This is a genomic window from Streptomyces sp. 63XJN7_1_ISO-PGPR-S23-121, from assembly GCF_056173025.1.
The window spans coordinates 7,151,854-7,174,130 of record NZ_CM149653.1; the positions used below are offsets into that span (position 1 = coordinate 7,151,854).

Annotated in this window: 18 protein-coding genes, 1 tRNA gene and 1 riboswitch; of the genes, 4 read left to right on the forward strand and 15 right to left on the reverse strand. The window is 71.0% G+C overall.

What is annotated here, in order from left to right; translation table 11 throughout:
- Positions 1 to 12: 12 nt before the first annotated feature.
- Positions 13 to 2,280 (reverse strand): bifunctional glycosyltransferase/CDP-glycerol:glycerophosphate glycerophosphotransferase, encoded by a 2,268-nt coding sequence (locus tag AC0VYN_RS31935; RefSeq protein ID WP_475533776.1) that lies wholly within the window; start codon positions 2,278 to 2,280, stop codon positions 13 to 15.
- A 441-nt stretch (positions 2,281 to 2,721) separates the two neighbouring features.
- Positions 2,722 to 2,805: transfer RNA gene (locus AC0VYN_RS31940), tRNA-Leu, on the reverse strand.
- Between the two features lie 439 nt (positions 2,806 to 3,244).
- On the opposite strand from AC0VYN_RS31940, the gene AC0VYN_RS31945 reads away from it, so the two are divergent.
- Both AC0VYN_RS31945 and AC0VYN_RS31950 read left to right on the forward strand, forming a co-directional pair.
- A complete protein-coding gene (locus AC0VYN_RS31945; protein ID WP_475533777.1) occupies positions 3,245 to 4,015 on the forward strand; it encodes an ABC transporter ATP-binding protein in 771 nt (256 codons plus the stop codon).
- A 45-nt stretch (positions 4,016 to 4,060) separates the two neighbouring features.
- Entirely contained in the window at positions 4,061 to 6,592 is a 2,532-nt protein-coding gene (locus tag AC0VYN_RS31950) for an ABC transporter permease (protein ID WP_475533778.1), read from the forward strand.
- Positions 6,593 to 6,670: 78 nt separating this feature from the next.
- Here the strand turns inward: AC0VYN_RS31950 and AC0VYN_RS31955 are convergent, their stop codons facing one another.
- Positions 6,671 to 7,987 carry a class I SAM-dependent methyltransferase gene (locus tag AC0VYN_RS31955; protein ID WP_475533779.1) on the reverse strand — a complete coding sequence of 439 codons (1,317 nt, stop codon included), beginning with the start codon at positions 7,985 to 7,987 and terminating at the stop codon, positions 6,671 to 6,673.
- 243 nt (positions 7,988 to 8,230) lie between these two features.
- Complete coding sequence (locus AC0VYN_RS31960; RefSeq protein WP_475533780.1) at positions 8,231 to 9,622, reverse strand: NAD(P)/FAD-dependent oxidoreductase; 1,392 nt, start codon at positions 9,620 to 9,622, stop codon at positions 8,231 to 8,233.
- A gap of 515 nt (positions 9,623 to 10,137) precedes the next feature.
- Here AC0VYN_RS31960 and AC0VYN_RS31965 point away from each other — a divergent pair.
- Together AC0VYN_RS31965 and AC0VYN_RS31970 are read left to right on the forward strand one after the other, a co-directional pair.
- Positions 10,138 to 10,410: a type II toxin-antitoxin system Phd/YefM family antitoxin gene (locus AC0VYN_RS31965; protein WP_439245941.1), complete on the forward strand. Its 273-nt coding sequence runs from the start codon at positions 10,138 to 10,140 to the stop codon at positions 10,408 to 10,410.
- The gene (locus AC0VYN_RS31970; RefSeq protein WP_475533781.1) at positions 10,407 to 10,676 is read left to right on the forward strand and encodes a type II toxin-antitoxin system RelE family toxin; all 270 of its coding nucleotides are present in this window, start codon (positions 10,407 to 10,409) and stop codon (positions 10,674 to 10,676) included. Before AC0VYN_RS31965 ends, AC0VYN_RS31970 begins: the two co-directional genes overlap by 4 nt.
- A gap of 19 nt (positions 10,677 to 10,695) precedes the next feature.
- Here the strand turns inward: AC0VYN_RS31970 and AC0VYN_RS31975 are convergent, their stop codons facing one another.
- From AC0VYN_RS31975 to pkaE, 11 genes are all read right to left on the reverse strand, one after another.
- Positions 10,696 to 11,649: a Ppx/GppA phosphatase family protein gene (locus tag AC0VYN_RS31975; RefSeq protein ID WP_475533782.1), complete on the reverse strand. Its 954-nt coding sequence runs from the start codon at positions 11,647 to 11,649 to the stop codon at positions 10,696 to 10,698.
- Positions 11,646 to 12,185, reverse strand: coding sequence for a DUF501 domain-containing protein (locus AC0VYN_RS31980; RefSeq protein WP_475533783.1), 540 nt, complete (start codon positions 12,183 to 12,185; stop codon positions 11,646 to 11,648). The genes AC0VYN_RS31975 and AC0VYN_RS31980 overlap by 4 nt, the downstream gene beginning before the upstream one ends.
- A 29-nt stretch (positions 12,186 to 12,214) precedes the next feature.
- Positions 12,215 to 12,697: an FtsB family cell division protein gene (locus AC0VYN_RS31985; RefSeq protein ID WP_385459022.1), complete on the reverse strand. Its 483-nt coding sequence runs from the start codon at positions 12,695 to 12,697 to the stop codon at positions 12,215 to 12,217.
- A 123-nt stretch (positions 12,698 to 12,820) separates the two neighbouring features.
- Positions 12,821 to 14,107, reverse strand: a complete 1,287-nt coding sequence (gene eno, locus AC0VYN_RS31990) for a phosphopyruvate hydratase (protein WP_475533784.1) — start codon at positions 14,105 to 14,107, stop codon at positions 12,821 to 12,823.
- A 276-nt stretch (positions 14,108 to 14,383) separates the two neighbouring features.
- A complete protein-coding gene (locus AC0VYN_RS31995; protein ID WP_475533785.1) occupies positions 14,384 to 15,103 on the reverse strand; it encodes a transglycosylase family protein in 720 nt (239 codons plus the stop codon).
- A gap of 3 nt (positions 15,104 to 15,106) precedes the next feature.
- Positions 15,107 to 15,273: riboswitch (cyclic di-AMP (ydaO/yuaA leader) on the reverse strand.
- A gap of 177 nt (positions 15,274 to 15,450) precedes the next feature.
- On the reverse strand, positions 15,451 to 16,506 hold the full coding sequence (locus tag AC0VYN_RS32000) for a transglycosylase family protein (protein ID WP_475533786.1): 1,056 nt from the start codon (positions 16,504 to 16,506) through the stop codon (positions 15,451 to 15,453).
- Positions 16,507 to 16,649: 143 nt separating this feature from the next.
- Entirely contained in the window at positions 16,650 to 17,957 is a 1,308-nt protein-coding gene (locus AC0VYN_RS32005; protein WP_475533787.1) for a cytochrome P450 family protein, read from the reverse strand.
- Entirely contained in the window at positions 17,954 to 18,940 is a 987-nt protein-coding gene (locus AC0VYN_RS32010; protein ID WP_475533788.1) for a nucleoside triphosphate pyrophosphohydrolase, read from the reverse strand. Before AC0VYN_RS32010 ends, AC0VYN_RS32005 begins: the two co-directional genes overlap by 4 nt.
- A gap of 71 nt (positions 18,941 to 19,011) precedes the next feature.
- Positions 19,012 to 19,656: a SurA N-terminal domain-containing protein gene (locus AC0VYN_RS32015; RefSeq protein ID WP_475533789.1), complete on the reverse strand. Its 645-nt coding sequence runs from the start codon at positions 19,654 to 19,656 to the stop codon at positions 19,012 to 19,014.
- A 147-nt stretch (positions 19,657 to 19,803) separates the two neighbouring features.
- Positions 19,804 to 20,631 (reverse strand): glycoside hydrolase domain-containing protein, encoded by an 828-nt coding sequence (locus AC0VYN_RS32020; RefSeq protein WP_475533790.1) that lies wholly within the window; start codon positions 20,629 to 20,631, stop codon positions 19,804 to 19,806.
- A gap of 140 nt (positions 20,632 to 20,771) precedes the next feature.
- Positions 20,772 to 22,262: a serine/threonine protein kinase PkaE gene (gene pkaE / locus AC0VYN_RS32025; protein ID WP_475537028.1), complete on the reverse strand. Its 1,491-nt coding sequence runs from the start codon at positions 22,260 to 22,262 to the stop codon at positions 20,772 to 20,774.
- Positions 22,263 to 22,277 lie beyond the last annotated feature (15 nt).

Below are 22,277 nucleotides of genomic sequence, written 5' to 3' on the forward strand. Positions count from 1 at the left end.
CCGGCCGGGGACCTACGCGGCCGTGGCATGCCCGACACCGGGCCGCGTCACGCCTTCCGCCTGGGCGGCCGTGGGCGACGGGGCCGGCGTCCGCTCGTCCAGCGGCACGACCGGCAGCTTCTCGGCCGGCTCGCCCAGCAGGATCTGCCGTATGACGCGCTCGGCCGCCCGGCCGTCGTCGTACTCGCAGAACTTACGGCGGAAGGTGTCACGCAGGGCGTCGGACCGCTCGTCGTTCCAGGCGCCGCTGACGAAGATGTCGTGCAGTTCGTCCTGGGTGAGGGCGACGTGACCGGGCGGCTCCTTCGTGAGGTCGAAGTACACACCACGGGAGATCTGGTACACGTCCCAGTCGTTGGCGTAGATCACGATCGGCCGGTCGAGGTTGGCGTAATCGAACATGATGGACGAGTAGTCCGCCAGCAGCACGTCCGCGGCAAGCTGCAGCTCCTCCGAGGACGTGTGGGAGGTCACGTCGATGACACGGGCCGACGCCTCCAGTGCCCGGAGCTCCGCCGTCTGCTCGTAGAAGTGGTGGCCTCGCATGAGCACGACGAACTCGTCGCCGAGGGCGTCGGTGAGACGGGCGAGGTCGAGCTGGGGGACGAAGCTCTTGGTGTAGTCCCGGTGGGTCGGGGCGTAGAGGACGGCGATCTTGCCCTGGGGAATGCCTATCTTGTCCCGAAGGCGACGGACGTCGTCGGCGGTCGAGGTGTAGAAGACGTCGTTCCGGGGGTAGCCGCTCTCCAGCGCCGCGAAGGAGCACGGGAACGCCTGCTCCCAGACGTCCGAGGAGAACCGGTTGGAGGAGATGCAGAAATCCCACCGGTCCGAGCGCTGCAGGAGCTTCGTGAAGTTCGTGCCCTTGGCAGCGGCCGGGTGGGCCAGCAGGTGGATGCCCATGTGCTTGAGCGGCGTACCGTGCTGCGTCTGCACGTGGACGGTGCCGGGCCGCTTGACGAAGCGGTCCTCGAAGTTGACGTTGTTGAAGAAGTACTTGGCGCGCGCCATGACCTCCCAGTACCTGGGGGTACCGGGGACCACGTAGTCGGTGCCCGGCGGGAGCTTCTTCACCTCGTCCTGCTTGGCGACCACCACACCCTTGACGTGGGGCGCTATCTCCTTGGCCTTGGCGTGCAGGGCTGCGGGGTTGCACACGTACCCCCGGCCCCAGTAAGCCGAGTACACCGCCAGGTTCTCGTCTATGGGCTGCTTCAGCGCGGCTTCGTAATGACGCTCGAGGCGCTTGCTCGCAGCCTTCTTCCGGGTGTCCCGGAGGGTCTTGCGGACCTTTCGCCGGCCTTTGTTGGCCACCTTGAGGGTCTGGTAGACCGGGTAGGCGTTCCGTGCGATCAGTGCGTGCCGAATGCCGAGTTCTCCCTCGGGGCGCACGTAGTCCGCCGGCAGGTAGCGCCGATAGTGCCGATGGGCCAGCGCGAAGAACTCTGCGCGCAGCTCTTCGGGCACTCGGTTGTTCTTCGCCAGGATGGCGATGAAGTGGTCGATCATCTTCGTGAAGAGCTGAGCCCTCCACGACGCGAGGGACGGGTCGCTGTCCATGAAGGTGAAGACCCGCTCGTACTGGTCGAAGATGTCGAAGTGCTTGCGGCTGACCGTGCGGAGGATGTTGCCCTGGCGACGCTGACGGTAGTGGACCACGACGTGGTCCAGAGCGGCGATCCGGTCGGCCGACATCAGGACCGGGAAGGTCCAGGGGGTGTCCTCGTAGTACCCCGGAGGGAACTGGAAACCGCGCTGCTCGACGAACTCGCGTCGGTAGACCTTGTTCCACACCACCATGAGCAGGCTGAGGAACTCCGGCCGCTGCTTCGCCGTGAAGACCTCAGGCCCCTCCGTTCGGAAGACCGAGGCCAGGCTGTTGCGGGTCTCCCCGCCCCACCAGAAGGTACGCGCGTAGTCGAAGATCAGGACGTCCGGGTCGGCCGTCTGCTCCAGCCGGTCCGCGATGAGCTGCAGCGAGTCGGGGGTCAGCGTGTCGTCGCTGTCGAGGAAGAAGAGGTAGTCGCCGCGCGCTATCCCCATGCCCGCGTTCCGCGCCCGGCCCAGGCCCACGTTCTCGGGCAGGTGCAGCGCCCGGACCCTCTCGTCGGCCTTGGCGTACTCGTCCACTATCTCGCCGCAGCGATCGGGCGAGCTGTCGTTGACGGCGATGACCTCGATGTCGCGGAAGGACTGCTCAAGGATGGACTCAAGGCACTCCCGCAGGAAGGACTGCACTTGGTAAATCGGCACAATCACACTGATACGCGGCTTCGACACGCCCTGCTCTTCCAATCCTTTGGCCCCACCGGTTCACTGTCCGGTTCCGGTTCCGGGTCCGGGGTCCTGAGTCTCTCGCCACCCGAAGGGCCTGCAGGGCAGACGCATGGTTGACGGACGATGCACAGTACACCGACGAACAGTTCATATGATAGTGAGGTGTTGAACTTGTGATGTCACGGTAGGTCGTACGGACCATTGGCCAAGCCGACCTCGTCGAGGCAGCCACTCCGAGGCCGACCGGGGGCTTCGGCGAACTTCCGCAGGACGGAGGCCCTGTGGACGGCGCGGGTCGGCAGCCATCAGGTTGCTCGGCGTACCGGGTGGCGGGCCCCGCCGTGTGGCCGTCATCTCACTTCCCCGCCCGACCGTCACGTCGTCGTGACGGATGTCTGACGGCGTCCACCAGTCACCGCACCTGGAGGACACTCTGTGCGGAAGTGCCCGGAGCCGGACTTGAACCGGCACGCCCGCGAAGGGGCAGCGAGGTTTAAGCTCGCCGTGTCTGCATTCCACCATCCGGGCAGGCCATGGGCACCGCGTCGAGTGCTCCGACCCTATCGGGACACCCCCCTCCGACAGCGGGTGGGCAGACCGATGTTGTCTTATTTTATTGGCGCCTGAGGGTGCATCAGCTCCGTGAGCAGGCCATCCGCACTTGCCAACAGCCTTGCGCGCGGCGGTCCGCCACGCATACGGAATGACGGGATTTCACCGCCTCTACCAGGACGCCCGCCCTGTTCTCATCCTCGCGGGCGACAGCGGGTCCACCGGGAGTGCCGCCGGGGACCCCGCCGGACGGCGGGTGGGGGACGCCCGTCATCCGCAGGTATGACACGGGCCGCGGCCGTCCGACCACAGTCGCCCCCCGAAACCGGAACAGCGGCTGACTCCACGGCGCCCCCCGGCCGGGACGATGGACACGTCCCCGAGCACACCGCCGCACCGACAGGAGCACCCTCCCGTGACCACCGCACCCATCGCCGACCGGTCCACCACCGTGGCCGCGCGCGCCACGGAGCTTTCCAAGATCTACGGCCAGGGCGAGACCCAGGTGGTCGCCCTCGACCGGGTCTCCGTCGACTTCCGGCAGGCCGAGCTCACCGCCATCATGGGCCCCTCCGGCTCCGGCAAGTCGACGCTGATGCACTGCGTCGCCGGGCTGGACACCTTCTCCTCCGGCGCGGTGCGCATCGGGGACACGGAGCTGGGCTCCCTGAAGGACAAGCAGCTCACCAAGCTGCGCCGGGACAAGATCGGCTTCATCTTCCAGGCGTTCAACCTGCTGCCGACGCTCACCGCGCTGGAGAACATCACCCTCCCGATGGACATCGCCGGCCGCAAGCCGGACCGGCAGTGGCTGGACTCCGTGATCCAGATGGTCGGCCTGTCCGGCCGCCTCGGTCACCGCCCCTCGCAGCTCTCCGGCGGCCAGCAGCAGCGCGTCGCCGTGGCGCGGGCGCTGGCCTCCAGGCCGGAGATCATCTTCGGTGACGAGCCGACCGGCAACCTCGACTCCCGCTCGGGCGCCGAAGTGCTGGGCTTCCTGCGCAACTCGGTGCGCGAGATGGGCCAGACCGTCGTGATGGTCACCCACGACCCGGTGGCCGCCGCCTACGCGGACCGGGTGGTCTTCCTCGCCGACGGACGCATCGTCGACGAGCTGCACGGGCCGACGGCCGACTCGGTGCTGGACCGCATGAAGCGTTTCGACGCCAAGGGCCGCACGAGCTGACGCCCCGCCCGCCTTCCACCCCGCACCCCTGGACGAAGTAGACCCATGTTCCGTACCGCCCTGCGCAACGTCTTCGCGCACAAGGCCAGGCTGTTGATGACCGTGCTCGCCGTGATGCTCGGCGTGGCGTTCGTGTCCGGCACCCTGGTCTTCGCCGACACCCTCTCCAACGCCTTCCGCAACCAGTCGGCGAAGAGCTACGCCGACGTCGCCGTCGCCGTCACCTCGCACGCCGACCCGGACGACCCCCGGGAGGAGCCCGGCCTCTCCGGAAAGGTCCTCGACCGGATCTCCGCCGTGGACGGCGTCGCCGGGGTGTACGGCCGCGTCGAGGGCTTCGCCGGGGTCGCCGACCCCGACGGGAAGCTGATCGGCGTCGGCTGGTCCAACAAGGGCGGCAACTTCGCGCCCGGCAAGGACGGCAAGGACGCCGCCTACACGTTCACCGACGGCTCCGGCCCGGTGAAGGACGACCAGATCGCCCTGGACGAGGAGTCCGCCGCCAAGGGCGAGTACCGGGTCGGCGACCGGGTGCGCGTCGCGACCAACGGCCCGGTGAAGGAGTACACCCTCAGCGGTGTGTTCACCACCGAGGACGGCGCCGTCAACGCCGGCGGCAGCCTCGTCCTCTTCGACACCGCCGTCGCCCAGGAGCAGTACCTCGAGCCCGGCTACTTCGAGAGCGTCACCGTCACCGCCGCCCCCGGCGCCGACGACGCGAGGATCCTCTCCGCGGTCGAGCCGCTGCTGCCCGGCACGGCCGAGGCCCGGACCGGCAAGGCGCTCGCCGACGAGCAGGCCGATCAGATCGAACAGGGCCTGGGCAACCTCAAGCAGGTGCTGCTCGGCTTCGCGGGCATCGCGCTCTTCGTCGGGATCTTCCTGATCTCCAACACGTTCACCATGCTGGTCGCCCAGCGCACCAAGGAGATCGCCCTGATGCGCGCCGTCGGCGCCTCCCGCAGGCAGGTCACCCGCTCGGTGCTCGCCGAGGCCGCGCTGGTGGGTCTGGTGGCCTCGGCCGTCGGCTTCGCCCTCGGCATCGGCCTGGCCGTCGGACTGCGCTCCGGCATGGCCGCGTTCGACATGAAGATGCCGGCCGGTCCGCTGGTCCTGTCCGCCACGCCGGTGGTCGCGGCGTTCGCGGTGGGTGTGCTGATCACGGTGTTCGCCGCCTGGCTGCCCGGCCGCCGGGCCGCGAAGATCCCGCCGGTGGCGGCCATGAACAGCGTCCACGCGGTGGCCACCACCAAGTCGCTGGTGCTGCGCAACTCCATCGGCGCCGCCGTCACCGCCCTCGGCGCGGCGGCGATCGTGGCGGGTGCCTCGACCGGCGGCGACGACGGCCGGATGTACATCGGGGCGGGCGCGTTCCTCGCGCTGATCGGCGTGATCGTGCTGATCCCGCTGCTGTCCCGGCCCGTGATCGCACTGGTCCGCCCGCTGCTCGTCGGCCCCTTCGGGGTGGCGGGCAAGCTGGCCGGCCAGAACGCGGTCCGCAACCCGCGCCGCACCGGCGCCACCGCCTCGGCGCTGGCGATCGGCCTGACGCTGGTGACCGGCCTGTCGGTGCTCGGCGTCACGGTCGGCGCGGCCATCGACAAGATGACCACGGACAACATCAGGGCCGACTATATGGTCTCGATGGCCAACGGCGGTGACCTCGACCGGTCCGCGCTGACGGCGCTGGAGAAGGCCGACGGCGTGTCCGCGGTGTCGCCGCAGCAGGACGCCTACTTCCGGGTCGGCGACGACTACGTGTCCGCCTCGGCGGTCACCCCGGGCGACATCGAGAAGGTCCTGACCGTCGACGTCGTCAGCGGCAGCGCGGGCTCGCTCGCCCAGGGCCGGATCGCGGTCGCCGAGAAGACGGCCGAGAGCAGGGGCTGGAAGACCGGCGACACCGTCCCCGTCACCTTCGACGACGACAAGAAGGCCACGCTGACGGTCGGCGCCGTCTACAAGGACAGCGAGTTCCTCTCCCCCGTCCTCGTCGACCGGAAAATCGTGGACCCGCACGAGACGAAGCCGTCCATCCGGCAGATCTTCGTGAAGGTCGACGGCGGCCAGTCCGCGGCGAACGAGAAGGTCCTCGTCGACGCGCTGGGCGACAACCCCGCGATCACCGTGATGGACCGCCAGGACATCCGCGACGAGTTCGGCGGCGCCATCAACACCCTGCTGAACGTCATGTACGGCCTGCTGGCGATGGCGCTGATCATCGCGGTGCTGGGCGTCGTCAACACCCTCGCGATGTCGGTCTTCGAACGGCAGCAGGAGATCGGCATGCTGCGCGCGATCGGCCTGGACCGGCGCCGGGTGAAGCGGATGGTCCGGCTGGAGGCCGTCGTCATCTCGGTGTTCGGCGCGGTGGTCGGCATCGGTCTCGGCACGTTCCTCGGCTGGGCGATCGGCGAGACCGTCGCGGACCAGATCCCGGGCTACGCGCTGGTCCTGCCCTGGGACCGGATCGGGATCTTCGTGGTGCTGGCCGGCCTGGTGGGTGTCCTGGCCGCGATGTGGCCGGCCCGCAACGCCGCCCGGCTGAACATGCTGAACGCGATCAAGGCCGAGTGACCTCGCCGCGCCGCGGCACGAAGAAGGAGGGCCGGGCTCCCCGTGACGGGGAGCCCGGCCCTTCCGGTCGCGTCCGGGTCAGGCGTGGCCGGGCGCACCCCACACGCGGGCCCGCAACGGCATCCCGGAGGCACCCGAGTCCGGCGTCCGGACGGCGAGGACCTGGTTGACGCCGATGCGGTTGTGCTCGAAGGCGAGCGCGGAGGCCGCCATGTACAGGCGCCAGACGCGGGCCCGGCCGGGGCTGACCAGCCGGGTGGCCGCCGCCCAGCCGGACTCCAGGTTGGCGACCCAGCGGCGCAGGGTCAGCGCGTAGTGCTCGCGGATCGACTCCACGTCGCGCACCTCGAACCCGGCGCGCTCCAGCTGGGTGACGGTGGTGCCGACGGGGGCCAGCTCGCCGTCGGGGAAGACGTAGGCGTCGATGAACTCGTCCACGTTGTAGGCGGACTCGTCCCGCCGGGGGCGGCGGGCGATCTGGTGGTTCAGCAGCCGCCCGCCGGGCTTGAGGAGCCGGAACAGGTCGACGGCGTACTCCAGGTACCGCTCGGCACCGACGTGCTCGGCCATGCCGATGGACGAGATCGCGTCGTACGGCCCGTCGGTGACGTCCCGGTAGTCCTGGACGCGGATCTCCACCCGGTCGGTGAGCCCCTCGTCGGCGACCCGCTTGCGCGCGTAGGCGGCCTGCTCCTGCGACAGGGTGACACCCACGACGCTCACACCGTGCTCGCGGGCCGCGTGGACGGCCATGGAACCCCAGCCGCAGCCGACGTCGAGGAGGCGCTGACCGGGCTTCAGGCCGAGCTTGCGGCTGACGAGTTCGAGCTTGTCGCGCTGCGCGGTCTCCAGGGTTCCGCCCTCCGCCTCGGGGGCGGGCCAGTAGGCGCAGGAGTACACCATGGACGGGCCGAGGACGAGTTCGTAGAAGTCGTTGCCGACGTCGTAGTGGTGGCTGATGGCCCGCCGGTCGGTGCGCTTGGTGTGCAGGTGAGCGCGTGTCCTGCGGATCTCCTCCGGCGGCGGCGCCGGCGGCAGCGGCGGCCCGGCGAGCTTCACGAGGCCGCGCACGGCGGCCCGGACCTCGGGGTCGCGGAGGGCGGCGGCGAGTCCCCGGGCGTCCTCGCCGCGTTCCCAGACGAGGCCGGCGAGCAGGTCGAGGGTGGCGTAGAGGTCCCCCTCGACGTCGAGGTCCCCGGCCACCCAGGCCCGGGCCAGCCCCAGCTCACCCGGCTTGAACAGCAGGCGGCGCAGCGCCCTGCGGTTGCGGACGACGAGGGTCGGCGCGCCCGGCGGTCCCGCCTGCGAGCCGTCCCAGGCCCGAACGCGCACCGGAGGCGGCGTTCCCAGCAACTGCTCGAAGAGGTTCTGCAGCCGCAGCGCGGCATCAGCCATGGCGTACCTCCGTGACAAGCGATCCCGGAATGTCCTGACACCACGTAAACACCTGACACCCCGGCGCACAGTCCCCGGCACGCGTTACGACTGAGCAAAATACTTGTACACACCACGCTTTGTGGGCCTGCCGGCGCAACGGCGCGGCACGGTACGGCGCGGCACGCCGAAGGGGCCGCCCGCACCACGGATGGCGGACGGCCCCTTCGGGGAGCTCGGACTACTTGTGCGGCGGACCGGGGGTCAGGAGGCCTTGGCCTCGGTCTTCTGCACCGGCTTCTCGGCCTTCGGCGCGGCCGGGGCCGGCTTGGCGGCCTCGTAGAACTCCTCGCGCGGGGTCTCGATCGCGCCGAGGGAGACGACCTCGCGCTTGAGGAACATGCCGAGGGTCCAGTCCGCGAAGACGCGGATCTTGCGGTTCCAGGTCGGCATCGCGAGACCGTGGTATCCGCGGTGCATGTACCAGGCGAGACGTCCCTTGAGCTTGATCTTCATCTTGCCCATGACGATCATCGCGACGCCCTTGTGCAGGCCGAGACCCGCCACCGCGCCCTTGTTGGCGTGGCTGTACTCCTTCTGCGGGAAGCCCCGCATGCCGGAGACCACGTTGTCGCCGAGGACCCTGGCCTGGCGCAGCGCGTGCTGGGCGTTCGGCGGGCACCAGGCGTTCTCGTTGCCCGCCTTGCGGCCGACGAGGTCCGGGACCTGGGCGTTGTCGCCCGCGGCCCAGATGTAGTCGGTGCCGGTGACCTGGAGGGTCGGCTGGCAGTCGACGTGACCGCGGGGGCCGAGCGGCAGACCGAAGCGGGACAGGGCCGGGTTCGGCTTGACGCCGGCCGTCCACACGATCGTGTTGGAGTCGACCTCGAGGCCGTTCTTCAGCACCACGTGGCCGTCGACGCAGGAGTCCATGGAGGTGGACAGGTAGACCTCGACACCGCGGCCCTCGAGGTGCTCCTTGCCGTACTGGCCGAGCTTCGGGCCGACCTCGGGGAGGATCTTGTCGGCGGCGTCGACGAGGATGAAGCGCATGTCCTCGCGGGACACGTTCTTGTAGTACTTGGCCGCGTCGCGGGCCATGTCCTCGACCTCACCGATGGTCTCCGCGCCGGCGAAGCCGCCGCCGATGAAGACGAAGGTGAGCGCCTTGCGGCGGATCTCCTCGTCGGTGGTGGAATCGGCCTTGTCGAGCTGCTCCAGGACGTGGTTGCGCAGCCCGATGGACTCCTCGATGCCCTTCATGCCGATGCCCTGTTCGGCGAGGCCGGGGATCGGGAAGGTGCGGGAGACCGCGCCCATGGCGATGACCAGGTAGTCGAAGGGCAGCTCGTACGCCTCGCCCACCAGCGGGGCGATCGTGGCGACCTTGCGGTCCTGGTCGATGGTGGTGACCCGGCCGGTGAGGACCTCCGCCTTCGGAAGCACGCGTCGCAGGGGGACGACGACGTGCCGCGGGGAGATGTTGCCGGCGGCGGCTTCGGGGAGGAAGGGCTGGTAGGTCATGTACGACCGCGGGTCGACGACGGTGACGGTCGCCTCGCCGTAACGCATCTTCTTCTGGATGCGTCGAGCTGCGTACAGGCCTACGTACCCACCGCCTACTACGAGGATCCTGGGACGCTCCGTGGTGCTCATGGCATCGAGTATCCACCCGCTCCAGGGGGGTGGTTCGTGCGCCCCTTCACAAGCTTCGGCAGCCCTTGTGCTACCATCCGCGACCCACGTGACGGAGATCATGGCGCGACGAGGAACCGGCGTGTAGTGCGTCCCGTTGTCAATGCCGCGTGAGCTGCCACTCCGCGCCTCCGAGGGCGGTGGACCAGCCCCTGCGCACCCTCCCCGGGGCTCTCCCGCAACCCCGTCCTGAACACGTTCAAAGGGCAGTTGAACCCCCAAAAGGGTCAACAGGCGGCCTTTCCTCGTCCGGCGGGACCCAAATCCTTGTGAAGAACTTCACGAAGTTTGCCGACGAGATGTCGCCCGGGGGCCCCTCACGGAGCCCCCGGGGCGCGCTCAAACGTTGTCCGGCCTGCTCAGAGAGCCACCGCAGACACCTACGCCACCGACCACGCGATGCCGTCGAGGATCGCGCACGAACGCGCTCCCCTCTACGGATGCGCCGTGTACACGATGATGCGTACACTGACTTCATGACTGAGAACACCGTGACCGTACGGGAAGCTCGCGCGCACCTCGCCGATCACATCAACCGGGCCGAGGAAGGTGTCCCGACCGTCATCACGCGCAACGGCGCACCGGTGGCAGCCGTGGTCCCGATCTCGGACTTCGAAGCGTTGGAGGAAGCCGCCGACGTGATGCTGGCGCGCGAGGCCGAAGCTGTGCTGGCCGAGGGCGGCACCACCGTGACGATGGCGGAACTGCTGGCGGACCTGTTCACCGAGCAGGACGGCGAGGCGACGTGAAGTACGCCTTCCGGTTCACCACGGCGGCACAGCGCCAGCTTCGGGCCATCAGCCGACCCGACGCCATGCGCATCCTGACCGCGTTGACCGCACTCGGTGACGACCCGTACCGCCAGGACGCCGACGTCAAGAAGCTCACCGGCCCGTCGGACCTCTACCGGCTCAGGGTCGGCAGCTACCGGGTCGCCTACCAGATCAACGATGGTGAACTCGTGGTCCTCGTGGTCAAGGTGGGCGACCGGCGGGACGTCTACCGCAACCTGTGACGCCCCGCCCGGCACCGCCTCAGCGCACCTCGGCGGCGCAGCTGTGGGCTATGCCGTCGAGGATGTCGTGCTCGCTCACGACGACCTCCTCCGCGCCCGTCCGCTCCATGATCGCCAGGAGCACCAGCGCCCCGGCCGCGATCACGTCGACCCGGCCCGGGTGCATCGAGGGCACCGCGGCGCGTTCGGCGTGGGTGGAGCGCAGCAGCCAGTCGGTGATCCCGCGGACCCGGTCGCGCGAGATGCGGGAGTGGTGGATGGCCGCCGAGTCGTACTCCGGCAGCTCCTGCGCGATCGCCGACACGGTCGTGACGGAGCCCGCCAGGCCGACCAGCGTGCGCGCCTCGTCCAGCGGCACGGACCGCCCGGCCTCGTCCAGGGCCGCCTCGACGTCGGCCCGCATGGCCGCGATCTGCTCCTCGGACGGCGGGTCGGTCACCACGCCCTCGCGGACCAGGTGCCGCTCCGTCATCCGGACGCAGCCGACGTCCACGGAGCGGGCGGCCCGCACGCGGTCGTCGCCGACGACGAACTCGGTCGAGCCGCCGCCGATGTCCACGACCAGGTAGGGCCGGTCCAGGTCCGCGCGGCCGGCCAGCTCCTTCGTCGCCCCCGTGAAGGAGAACTCGGCCTCCTGGTCGCCGGAGATGACCTCCGGCTCCACGCCGAGGATGTCCAGCACCCCCTGCACGAACTCGTCCCGGTTCTCCGCGTCGCGGGAGGCGGAGGTGGCCACGAACCGCAGCCGCTCGGCGCCGTGCTCCTTGATGACCGCGGCGTACTCGCGGCAGGCGGCGAAGGTCCGCTCCAGCGCCTCGGGCGCCAGCCGCCCGGTGCGGTCGACGCCCTGCCCGAGCCGCACGATGGTCATGCGGCGGTCCAGGTCGGTCAGCTCGCCCGTCGCCGGGTCCGCGTCGGCCACCAGCAGCCGGATGGAGTTCGTACCGCAGTCGATGGCGGCGACTCGCGTCACTTGCCGTCCTCCCCGCAGGTCTCGGAGACCGTCACGCACGGCCCCTTGCGCCACCACTCGGGCAGCATCGCGATCGCCTCGTCGCCCAGCGGGTTGACACCCGGGCCGGCCGCCAGCGAGTGGGCGACCAGCACGTGCAGGCACTTCACCCGGTCCGGCATGCCGCCCGCGCTCGGGAAGCCGGTCAGCTCCTCGATCTCGTCGCGCCGCCGGACGTAGTCCTCGTGCGCCGCCCGGTAGGCGTCGGCCAGCTCCGGGTCGGAGGCCAGCCGCTCGGTCATCTCCTTCATGACCCCGTTCGCCTCCAGCGTGCCGATCGCGGAGGCCGCCTTCGGGCACGTCAGGTAGTACAGCGTGGGGAACGGCGTGCCGTCGGGCAGCCGCGGCGCCGTCTCCACGACGTCCGGCTGTCCGCAGGGGCAGCGGTGCGCGATGGCGCGCAGGCCGCGCGGAGGACGCCCGAGCTGCTGCTTGAAGGCCTCCACGTCCGCGTCGGTGGGCTCGGTGCGCGGGGTGGTCGGCGGGGGATTCTGCATGACTGTCTTCTGCTGGTCTTCCTGTTGAGTCACTGCCGGTGGGCGGCGGCGTCGGCCTTGTCGACCCCGTCCCACACGTTCCGGTACCAGGGGCGGTCGGCCGCCCCGACGTCGGCGTGCGACTGCTCGGCCGCGTGCGGGTCGACGACGACGAAGCCCGTCTCCCCCGGCATCACGTAGTGCAGCCGCAGCCGGATCTGCTGCTCGGCGTAGGCGTCGTCCTGCCAGCGCGCCTTGAGGTCGCGCAGGTCCTCGACCCGCTGACGGGTCCGCGCCTGCTCCTCGCGCAGGTCGGCGATCTCCGCGCGCTGGGCGACGTACTGCCGTATCGGGTAGGCGAGCGCCACGACGAGCGAGCACAGCACCATCGCGAGCAGCGCCGCCCGGCCGGTCAGGCGGGAGCGGCGGGCCTGGCGCTTCGTCTGCGAGCGATAGACCCGGGCCGCGGTCTGTTCCCCGATGATCCGGATCCTGGTCGCGGTGGAGAAACGGTCCCGGTCCTTCACCGCCATGTCTCCGCCTCCGCCTTCATGGTCGATGTACGCGTACGTCCCCGCACACGGTACGGGACCGAGTACGGGGACGTACGTACGACGCTGCCCGCAGGGGGTGACGCTCAGCCCCTGCCGTGCCGGCTAGTTCGCGGAGCGGAACCGCGGGAAGGCGCTGCGGCCGGCGTACACCGCGGCGTCGTCGAGGATCTCCTCGATGCGCAGCAGCTGGTTGTACTTGGCGACGCGCTCGGAGCGGGCCGGGGCGCCGGTCTTGATCTGACCGCAGTTGGTCGCGACGGCCAGGTCGGCGATGGTGACGTCCTCGGTCTCGCCGGAGCGGTGGGACATCATGCACTTGAAGCCGTTGCGCTGGGCCAGCTCCACGGCGTCCAGGGTCTCGGTCAGCGAACCGATCTGGTTGACCTTGACCAGCAGGGCGTTGGCGGCGCCGTCCTCGATGCCGCGGGCCAGACGCTCGGGGTTGGTGACGAACAGGTCGTCGCCGACGAGCTGGACCTTGTCACCGAGCTTGTCGGTGATGGTCTTCCAGCCCTCCCAGTCGTCCTCGAACAGCGGGTCCTCGATGGAGACCAGCGGGTACGCCTCGACCAGCTCGGCGTAGTACTCGGTCATCTCGGCGGCCGAGCGCTCCTTGCCCTCGAAGGTGTAGGAGCCGTCCTTGTAGAACTCGGACGCGGCCACGTCGAGCGCGAGCGCGATCTGCTCGCCCGGGGTGTAGCCGGCCTCCTTGACGGCCTCGAGGATGAGGTCGAGGGCCTCGCGGTTGGAGCCGAGGTTCGGGGCGAAGCCGCCCTCGTCGCCGAGGCCGGTGGCCAGGCCCTTGCCCTTCAGCACCTTCTTGAGGGTGTGGTAGACCTCGGTGCCCCAGCGCAGCGCCTCGGAGAAGGACTCCGCGCCGATCGGGGCGATCATGAACTCCTGGATGTCCACGTTGGAGTCGGCGTGCGAGCCGCCGTTCAGGATGTTCATCATCGGCACCGGCAGCAGGTGCGCGTTCGGGCCGCCCAGGTAGCGGAACAGCGGCAGGTCGCTGGCCTCGGAGGCGGCGTGCGCGACGGCGAGGGAGACGCCGAGGATGGCGTTGGCGCCCAGCGAGCCCTTGTTGTCGGTGGCGTCCAGGTCGAACATGGCCTGGTCGATCAGGCGCTGCTCGGTGGCGTCGTAGCCGACCAGCTCCGGGCCGATCTGCTCGATGACGGCGAGGACGGCCTTCTCGACACCCTTGCCCTGGTAGCGGTTGGGGTCGCCGTCACGGAGCTCGATGGCCTCGAAGGCACCGGTGGAGGCGCCGGACGGAACGGCGGCACGCCCCGTGCTGCCGTCGTCGAGGCCGACCTCGACCTCGACCGTGGGGTTGCCTCGGGAGTCCAGGATTTCCCGGGCTACGACGACGTCGATGGACGGCACGAGCATCTCCTTCTTCAATGTGACGCTTCGGTGTGACGCGGGTCCGCAGGACCGCAGCGGCTCTGCGGGACGAGCCTAACCGGCTCCGGGCGATCGGCCAGCCGGTCGCCCACCCGATGGACAGAACCGAGAGTAAATTGTTTCCGAACGGAACAAAGGCGGTTCACGGAAACTGGGCCCGCCCGGCCCGTCCCCCGGCTCCGCGGGCGTGAAAAAACCCGCCCCGGCGCGTACGGGGGAACACGCACCGGGGCGGGAGCAGGGGCGGGCCGCCGCTTACTTGAGGTGCAGCTGCTGGCCCGGGTAGATGAGGTCGGCCTCGTCGACGATGTCGTCGTTCAGGTCGAACAGCTTCGCCCAGCCGCCCTTGACGTGGTGCTCCGCGGCGATCGAGCTGAGCGTGTCGCCCTTGACGACCTTGTACTCGCCGTCACCCTTCTCGACCTTCTTGCCGGTCGGGGTGGTGACGGTCTTCTTCTCGGCCTTCGGCTCGGCCTGCTTCTCGGCGGCCGGACGCTCGGACGAGCGGGAGGCCTTCTGCTCGGTGGAGCGCTCGGCCGTGGAGCCGCTGGAGGACTGCGAGGAGCCGCTGTCCTGGCTCTCGGCGGAGCCACCGGCGTACGCGGCGCTCGACAGGCCGGTGCCGCAGACCGGCCAGGCACCCTTGCCCTGGCTCGCGAGCACCTTCTCGGCGACCGCTATCTGCTGCGCCTTGCTCGCCTGGTCGGCGGTCGAGGCGTACTGCGTGCCGCCGTAGGCGGCCCAGGTGGACGCCGAGAACTGCAGTCCGCCGTAGTAACCGTTGCCGGTGTTGATGGACCAGTTGCCGCCGGACTCGCACTGGGCGACGGTGTCCCACTCGGATGCGGTGGCGGCGGAGGCGTTGCCGGCCGCCATCAGCGGGGCGGCGACGGCCGCACCGGTGACACCGGCGACGGCGATGACCCGGGTGGCCTTGAACGGACGACGGTGCTTGCCCTTGCCGGAAAACAGCATGGTTGATCCCCTCACCGACGCCTGCGAGGTGAGCTGTCGGGTTCGGGCCGGTTGAGTTGCCCGGCCGGGTCCCTCACGGGACTCGGCTCCACCCCTAGCCGCTCCGGCCGAACTGCCCGGTGCGGCGCTTACCTTGGGTCCCCCGCTCCTGCCTGCGGCGCTTGACGCGACGACTGTTCCCGTACCGCCGCTGGCAGGATTCGGCGTTGCGACGGCCGGGGCCCGCGATGGCGAGCGGTCACGACCGTAGACACGCGCTCCGCGGATTTTCAAAGACGATCACGGCTTCTGAGACCTATATCTCACGTGATCCAAAACGGACATACAGCCGCGAACCGTGACGCGAACTACCGCTGGTTTTCGTCCGGTTCGCCCACGACCGTGAGCGTCTGACCGGGCAGGATGTGGTCCGGGTCGGCACCCACGACGTCCTTGTTGCCGTCGTACAGGGAGCGCCACCCGCCGGTGAGGTCAAGGGAGTCGGCGATACCCCACAGGCTGTCGCCGGAACGGACGGTGTACGAACCGTCCGTGAGGCCGCGGGCGGCGTCCTCGCCGCGCGAGGCGTGCCGCCCGGACGACTCCGCGGTGCGGCCGTCCGCCGCGCCCTCCTCGGCGTTGCCGCCGCGATGCCGGCCGGTCGAGAACTCGTCGGCGCCGGTGCCCGCCGAAGCGGCGCCGCTCTGCCCCGACTTGTCTGACTCGTCACCGCTCGGCGCGGTGACGTCCGCCCCGCCGGACCCCCGCGCGCCACCGGCCGCCGGAGCGCCGGACGCGGAGGACGTGTCGGACTTGGCCGTTTCGCCCCCCGCGCTCGACGCGGCGTCAGGCGTGGCCGACGCGGACGGCGACGAGGACTGAGACTGGGACCGGGACGGAGAGGGAGTCGCCGAAGCGGACGATTCAGGGACGGACTTGGTGGAATCGGTCAGACCGGACGAGCCGGACGTGCCCGATCCGTCCGTTCCATCCTTGCGCGTCGACGCCCCGTCACCCGATGCCCGGGTGCCGTCGGTCACGCTGCCCGAGTCGTTGCCCAGCCCCGCGAGCAGGCCGCAGGTCGGCCAGGCGGCGATGCCCTGGTCCGCGAGCACCTTCTCGGCGACGGCGATCTGCTGCGAACGGCTCGCCTGGTCGGCGCTCGACGCGTAGCCCAGGCCGCCGTACCGCTCCCAGACGTCCTGGGAGAGCTGGAGGCCGCCGTAGTACCCGTTGCCGCCGTTCTGGCTCCAGGCGCCGCCCGTCTCGCACTCGGCGACCCGGTCCCAGTTCGTTCCGTCGGCCGCGTGGGCGCCGGTGGCCCCCAGCAGCGGGATCGCGATGGCGGAGCCGGTCACTCCTGCAGCGACGACCAGGGCGGGAGCCTGGCGGGGGCGACGGTGACGACCGTTCCCGGAGAGCATGCGACGACCTTTCACGAGACAGCGGGGACGGCGCGGCGAGTGAGGCTCGGCGCCACGCTGATCCGTGAAGGTATAGGCAGATGATCGCTTGTCACAAGTTCATGCCGCGCAGATCACGTGAAGATCACAGAGCTGAGCGCGTGTCATGTTTGCGGTGGCGACGGATTGCTCCCGGGCCGCGGCGCGACCGGTGTGAACGACACCGGGAGGGTACGCAGCCCCCGCATGATGAGCCCGCCGCGCCACCGCAGATCGGCCGGATCCGCGGCGAGGGCCAGGTCCGGGAGGCGGGTGAGGAGCGTGGCGAGCGCGGTCTGCCCCTCGAGCCGGGCGAGCGGGGCGCCGAGGCAGTAGTGGATGCCGTGGCCGTACCCGAGGTGCTGGCTGTCCCTGCGGGAGAGGTCGAGGGTGTCCGGGTCTGTGAACCGTTCCGGGTCCCGGTCGGCGGCGGCCAGGACGACGAGGACGGGATCGCCGGCGGCGATCTCCTGCCCGCCGATGGTGAGCGCCCGGGTGGCGAAGCGCCAGGTGGCCAGCTCCACCGGGCCGTCGTAGCGGAGCAGCTCCTCGACGCCGGTCTCCAGCAGGCCGCGGTCGCCGGCGGCGAGGGAGTGCTGCAGCCGGGCCCGCTCACCGGGGTGGGTGAGCAGGGCGTACGTGCCGTTGCCGACCAGATTGACCGTGGTTTCGAAGCCCGCGAACAGAAGGATGAAGGCCATCGCCGCGGCCTCGTTCTCGGTGAGGTGCTCTCCGTGGTCGGAGGAGCGGATGAGACCGGAGATGAGGTCCTCGCCGGGGCCCGGCTCGGCCGGCAGCGCGGCGCGCTTGCGGTGGATGAGGTCGGCCAGGTAGCCCCGCATCTTCTTCACCGAGCGGGCGACACCGCCCCGGGGACCGCCGCCGTGACGGATCATCATGCCCGCCCAGTCCCGGAAGTCGTCCTGGTCCTCGCGGGGGACGCCGAGCAGGTCGCAGATGGCGTAGATGGGCAGCGGGAAGGCGAACTCGTGGATGAGGTCGGCGGAGCCGGTGGCGGCGAACCGGTCGATCAGGCCGTCGGCGAGCTCCTGCACCCGCGGCGCGAACTCGGCGACGCGCCGGGGCGTGAACGCCTTGCTGACCAGTCGGCGCAGCCTGGTGTGGTCCGGCGGGTCGATGTTGAGCAGATGCGTCATCAGCTCGGCCTTGCGCTCGCCCGGGATGCCGGTCTTCCCCTTTGCGTGCGCGGGCTCGTCGTGGTGCGCCGGGTTCTTGGACAGCCGCTGGTCGGCGAGGGCCTGCCGAGCGTCGGCGTACCGGGTGACCAGCCACGCCTCCACGCCGCTGGGCAGCGTCGTCCGGTGCACCGGAGCGTGCTCGCGCAGCCAGGCGTACGCCGGGTAGGGGTTACTGGCGAACTCCCAGGTGAACAGCTCGGGAGCCGGACCGCCGGGGTCGGTGCGGGCGGTCACCCCTCGACCTCCCTGATGGCGTCCCGGTACGTCCGGGCCGCTGCCCTGAGGGCCGCCTCCGGGTCCGTGCCCTCGGACTCGGCGCGGGCGGCCAGGGCCAGGAGGTCGTAGCCGACGCCCTCGCCCGTGGGGAGCGGCACCCGGAGGCCCGCCGTGCGTACCCGGGAGGCCAGCTTGGCGGCGAGGGCCAGGCCGGGCTGGCCGAGGGGGACGCCCTCGGTGACCGAGGTGCGCCGCTTCTCCACCGCCTTGGTGCGCAGCCAGTGCTCCCGGACCTCCTCCGGCGTGGTCGCCGTCTCGTCGCCGAAGACGTGCGGGTGGCGGTGGATGAGCTTGGCGACGATGGTGGCCGCGACGTCGTCCACGGAGAACGGCGCCTCGGGGTCCTCCTCGGCGATCCGGGCGTGGAAGACGACCTGGAGGAGGACGTCGCCCAGTTCCTCGCGCAGTTCGCCGCGGTCGCCGTCCTCGATGGCCTCGACGAGTTCGTAGGCCTCCTCGATGGCGTACTTGGCCAGGCCCTGGTGGGTCCGCTGCGAGGACCAGGGGCATTCCACGCGGATGCGGTCCATGACCTGGACGAGGTCCAGCAGGCGGGCGCCCGGCAGGTCGTAGGAGGCGGGGAGCAGTTCCAGCTCGGGCATGGCGACGCGGCCGGAGCCGGCCAGGCGGGCCAGGCCGTCGGTGAGGGCGGGCTCGCCCTCACCGGTCGCGACCACGACCACGGTGCGGCCGCCCGCGCAGGCCCCGACCAGTTCCTCCGCCGCCGGGGACGCCACCTCGACCCGGGTGCCCGCCTCGCGCAGGTACGGCAGCTGCGGGTGCGCGGCGTCGGCGCACAGCACGCGGTCGGCCGTGCGCAGCGCCTGCCAGGCGGGCCAGGACAGCAGGCCGGGGGCGACGCGGTGGCTGGTGGTGAGCAGGACGATGCGGCCGGGGCCCGGGCCGGTACCGGGAGCGGGGTCGGCGCTGGTTGCGTTCACGGTCCGAACGTAACGCACGGCGCCGGCCGGCTCGTGAGCCGTCCGGCGGGAGGCGGTCCCCGGCGGGAGCGCTACGCCGGCTGGTTCCCGGCCTCCGCGACCTCCCGCACCCACGGTGCCGTCGCGTCGACGCGGCTGCTCTTCTGGACGTCCCAGGTGCCGTAGCGCGGGTTGAGGTCGATGTCGAGCTGCCTGGACGCCTTGGACAGGGCCTGCCAGAACTCGGGGCGGCTGGTGTCGGTGCCGAGGTGCTCGGCGAGCTTCTGGGCCTCGAGCTGGAGGCGGAGGTTCTCCTCGAGGCGCTCGGGGGCGACGCCGTACTGCTGGAGCCAGACGGTCTCCAGCTCCTTGGCGCCCCCGGCCTGCTGCTCCAGCCCGGTGCGCATCTGCTGGACCTCCTTGCGGGTGACGGTCACGCCCGCGTCCTGGGCGGCGCGGTGCAGGACGCGGTCGAGGACCATGCCGTGCAGGGTGTCGCGGGCGAGGGTGCCGCTGCGGGCGACGACCTGCTGGTACTGGGTCTCGTCCGGGACGGCGGCCCGCTGCGCCTCGCGTACCTCGTCGACCCGGTTCTCCAGCTGGGCGACGGTGATCCGCTGGTCGCCGACGACGGCGGCCGCGCCGGGATGCGCGTCGTTCCCGCAGGCGGTGAGCAGGGGTGCCGCGGCGGCGATCGCTGCGGTGAGGAGGAGCGCGGTGCGACGGCGGCGGTGCAAGGAAACCTCCCGAGGAGATTGTGCGACGGTGCACAAGGTCTTGCGATGATCGATGGTAGGCAGTGGCCCGGCTTTGGCCAACCCATTCGACCAACGATTCACGGGGACTTCGGGCACCGCCGCGCCGCCGCCGACGAGGCGGGCCGGTCAGCCGGTGACGGCCACCGGGCCGTCCCAGGCGTCGCGGTCGACGGTGAGGGTGTACCCGCCGCGCGTCTCCCTGCTGTTGACCTTGTACTGGTGGCCTCGGCTGTGGCCGGTGTAGTCCTTGGCGCCCCACGGCCAGTCGGCGGTCGTGGTGTCCTTGCCGTCCCACAGGGCGTACCAGAGGTTGCCGGGCAGGTCGGTACGGTTCTTCGCGGTGGCGACGGCCGTGGCGCCGGAGCTGGTGAAGCCGTAGAAGCCGGCGCGGTAGGTCCTGGCGCGCAGGCCCTTGTCGAAGGCGCGGACGTAGGTGAGGACGGCGTCGTTGCAGGACGTGTTCCTCGTGTCGTACGGCTCCATGTCCAGGTAGACGGGGCTGCCCGCCTTCATGCCGAGGGCGGCGGCCCGGGTGACGGCGTCGGCGGCGTCCTTGGCGCCGAGGGAGGCGGCGGTGGAGGCGGTGAGCTTCTCGGGGTTGCGGCTGTTCTGGCAGGGCGGCTGGGCGCCGACGTAGATCGGGACGAGTTTCCAGCCGGTGGCGCTGACGGTCCTGACCCAGGAGGCGGTGAGGTTGGGCTGGGCGCAGCCGCGGTTGCGGCCGCCGATGTAGACGGCGGCGGCACCGTAGTAGCCGGTGTGCCAGGCCTTCATGGCCGGGGCGGAGGGGGCCGTGCAGGTGTCGAAGGCGCGGCCGGTGTAGGTGCGCTGGGCGGGCCAGGCGGTGGCCGCTGTGGAGGTCTGGGCGGCGATGCCCGCGCCGGCGACGACGGTGGCGGCGGCGGCCGTCCACAGGGCGTATCTGTGCTTCTTCTTCTGACGATGGCTGGACATGGCCGTTCCCACCCCTGGTGTGTGCGTGTGCTGTGGTGTCGCGCTGTGCGAAACGCTGCGCAACGTAACCCGCGGCGTCTTCGGGTTCGGGAAACGCGGTCTCCAGGTGGGCCCAAGATTGTCCCTGGGCACGGCAAAAACTAGCCGCGTACCTGGCCGAGCCACTCGAGGGTGCGGCGGATCTCGGCCGCGAGGGGGTGTCCGGGGCCGTGGGCGCGGTCCACGTCGTGCAGGAGCCGGGCCAGTGTCTCGTGGGCGGCGGCGCGGTCGCCGAGGGCGAGGAGCAGGTGGCCGATGCGGCGGCGGACGTCGTGGGCGAGGTCGGGGTCGCCGGCGACGTACTGGTTCTCGTAGTACGGCAGCAGGGCGCGGTACTCGGCGAGGGCGGCGGCCGGTTCGCCGAGCTGCTCCAGGCACTGGGCGGCGTCGTAGCGGTGGCGCAGGGACTGCGGGTCGGCCTGACCGGCCTCGGCGGCGCGTTCGTCGGCGAGGCGGCGCAGTTCGGGCAGGGCGCGGCGGTACTGGCCGTCGTCCATGAGAGTGGCGGCGTACTGCTTGCGCAGGGTGCGCACGACCGGGGAGCGTTCGCCGTGCTGTTCGGCGGCGGCGGGCAGGATCGCGCCGAGGATGTCGACGGCCTGGGTGATGCGGCCCTCGCCGAGGAGGCGTTTGACGTCGTCGACGGCGCGGGCGACGTCGGGCTTGCCGGCCTCGGCGACGGGGGATGCCGGGGCGGGCTGGGGTGCGGGGGTGCGGGCGCGGTCGGGCCAGGGGGCGTGCGGGCGCACGAAGGGGCGGGTGGGGTCGAGGGGGCCGCCGGTGGGCATGCCGCGCGCGGGCAGCAGCAGGGCCAGGTGTTCGTAGACGTCCTGGGCGGAGGCGGGGCGGTGCTGCGGGTCCTTGGCGAGCAGGCGCAGGACGAGTGCTTCGAGGGCCTCGGGGACCTCGGGGCGGACGCGGCGCACGGGCAGCGGCGGTTCGTACAGGTGCCGGTGGAGGACGCCGAGGGCGGTGGAGCCGGCGAAGGGGACGTCGCCGCTGAGCAGTTCGTGCAGGAGGACGCCGAGTGCGTACAGGTCGGTGTAGGGGCCGACGGCGCCGCCCATCGCCTGTTCGGGGGCCATGTAGGCGGGCGAGCCTATGGGCGTGCCGGTGTGGGTGAGGCGGGTGGTGTCGGCGTCCATGACGGAGGCGACGCCGAGGTCGAGGACGGTGACGGTGCCGTCCTGTTTCACCATCACGTTGCGCGGCTTGAGGTCGCGGTGGACGATCGGCACGGCGTGCACCGCGCTGAGGACGGCGCAGAGCTGGGCGGCGACGGCGACCGCCCACTGCCAGGGGTAGGGGTCGTGCTCGGCGAGGTGGTCGGAGAGGTCGGCGCCGTCGACGTACTGCATGACGAGGAAGAGTTCCTCGCCCTCGCTGCCCGCGTCGTGCACGGTGACCAGACCCGGGTGGTCGACCTGTGCGGTCACCCGGCACTCGCGCACGAACCGGCGGCGCAGTTCGTCGGCCTCCTGGCCGGCGACCTTGTCGGGGCGCAGCAGCTTCACGGCGACGCGCCGGTCGAGCCGCTGGTCGTAGGCCGTCCAGACCTGTCCCATGCCGCCCTGTCCGATGAGTGTGGACAGCTCGTAGCGGCCGGC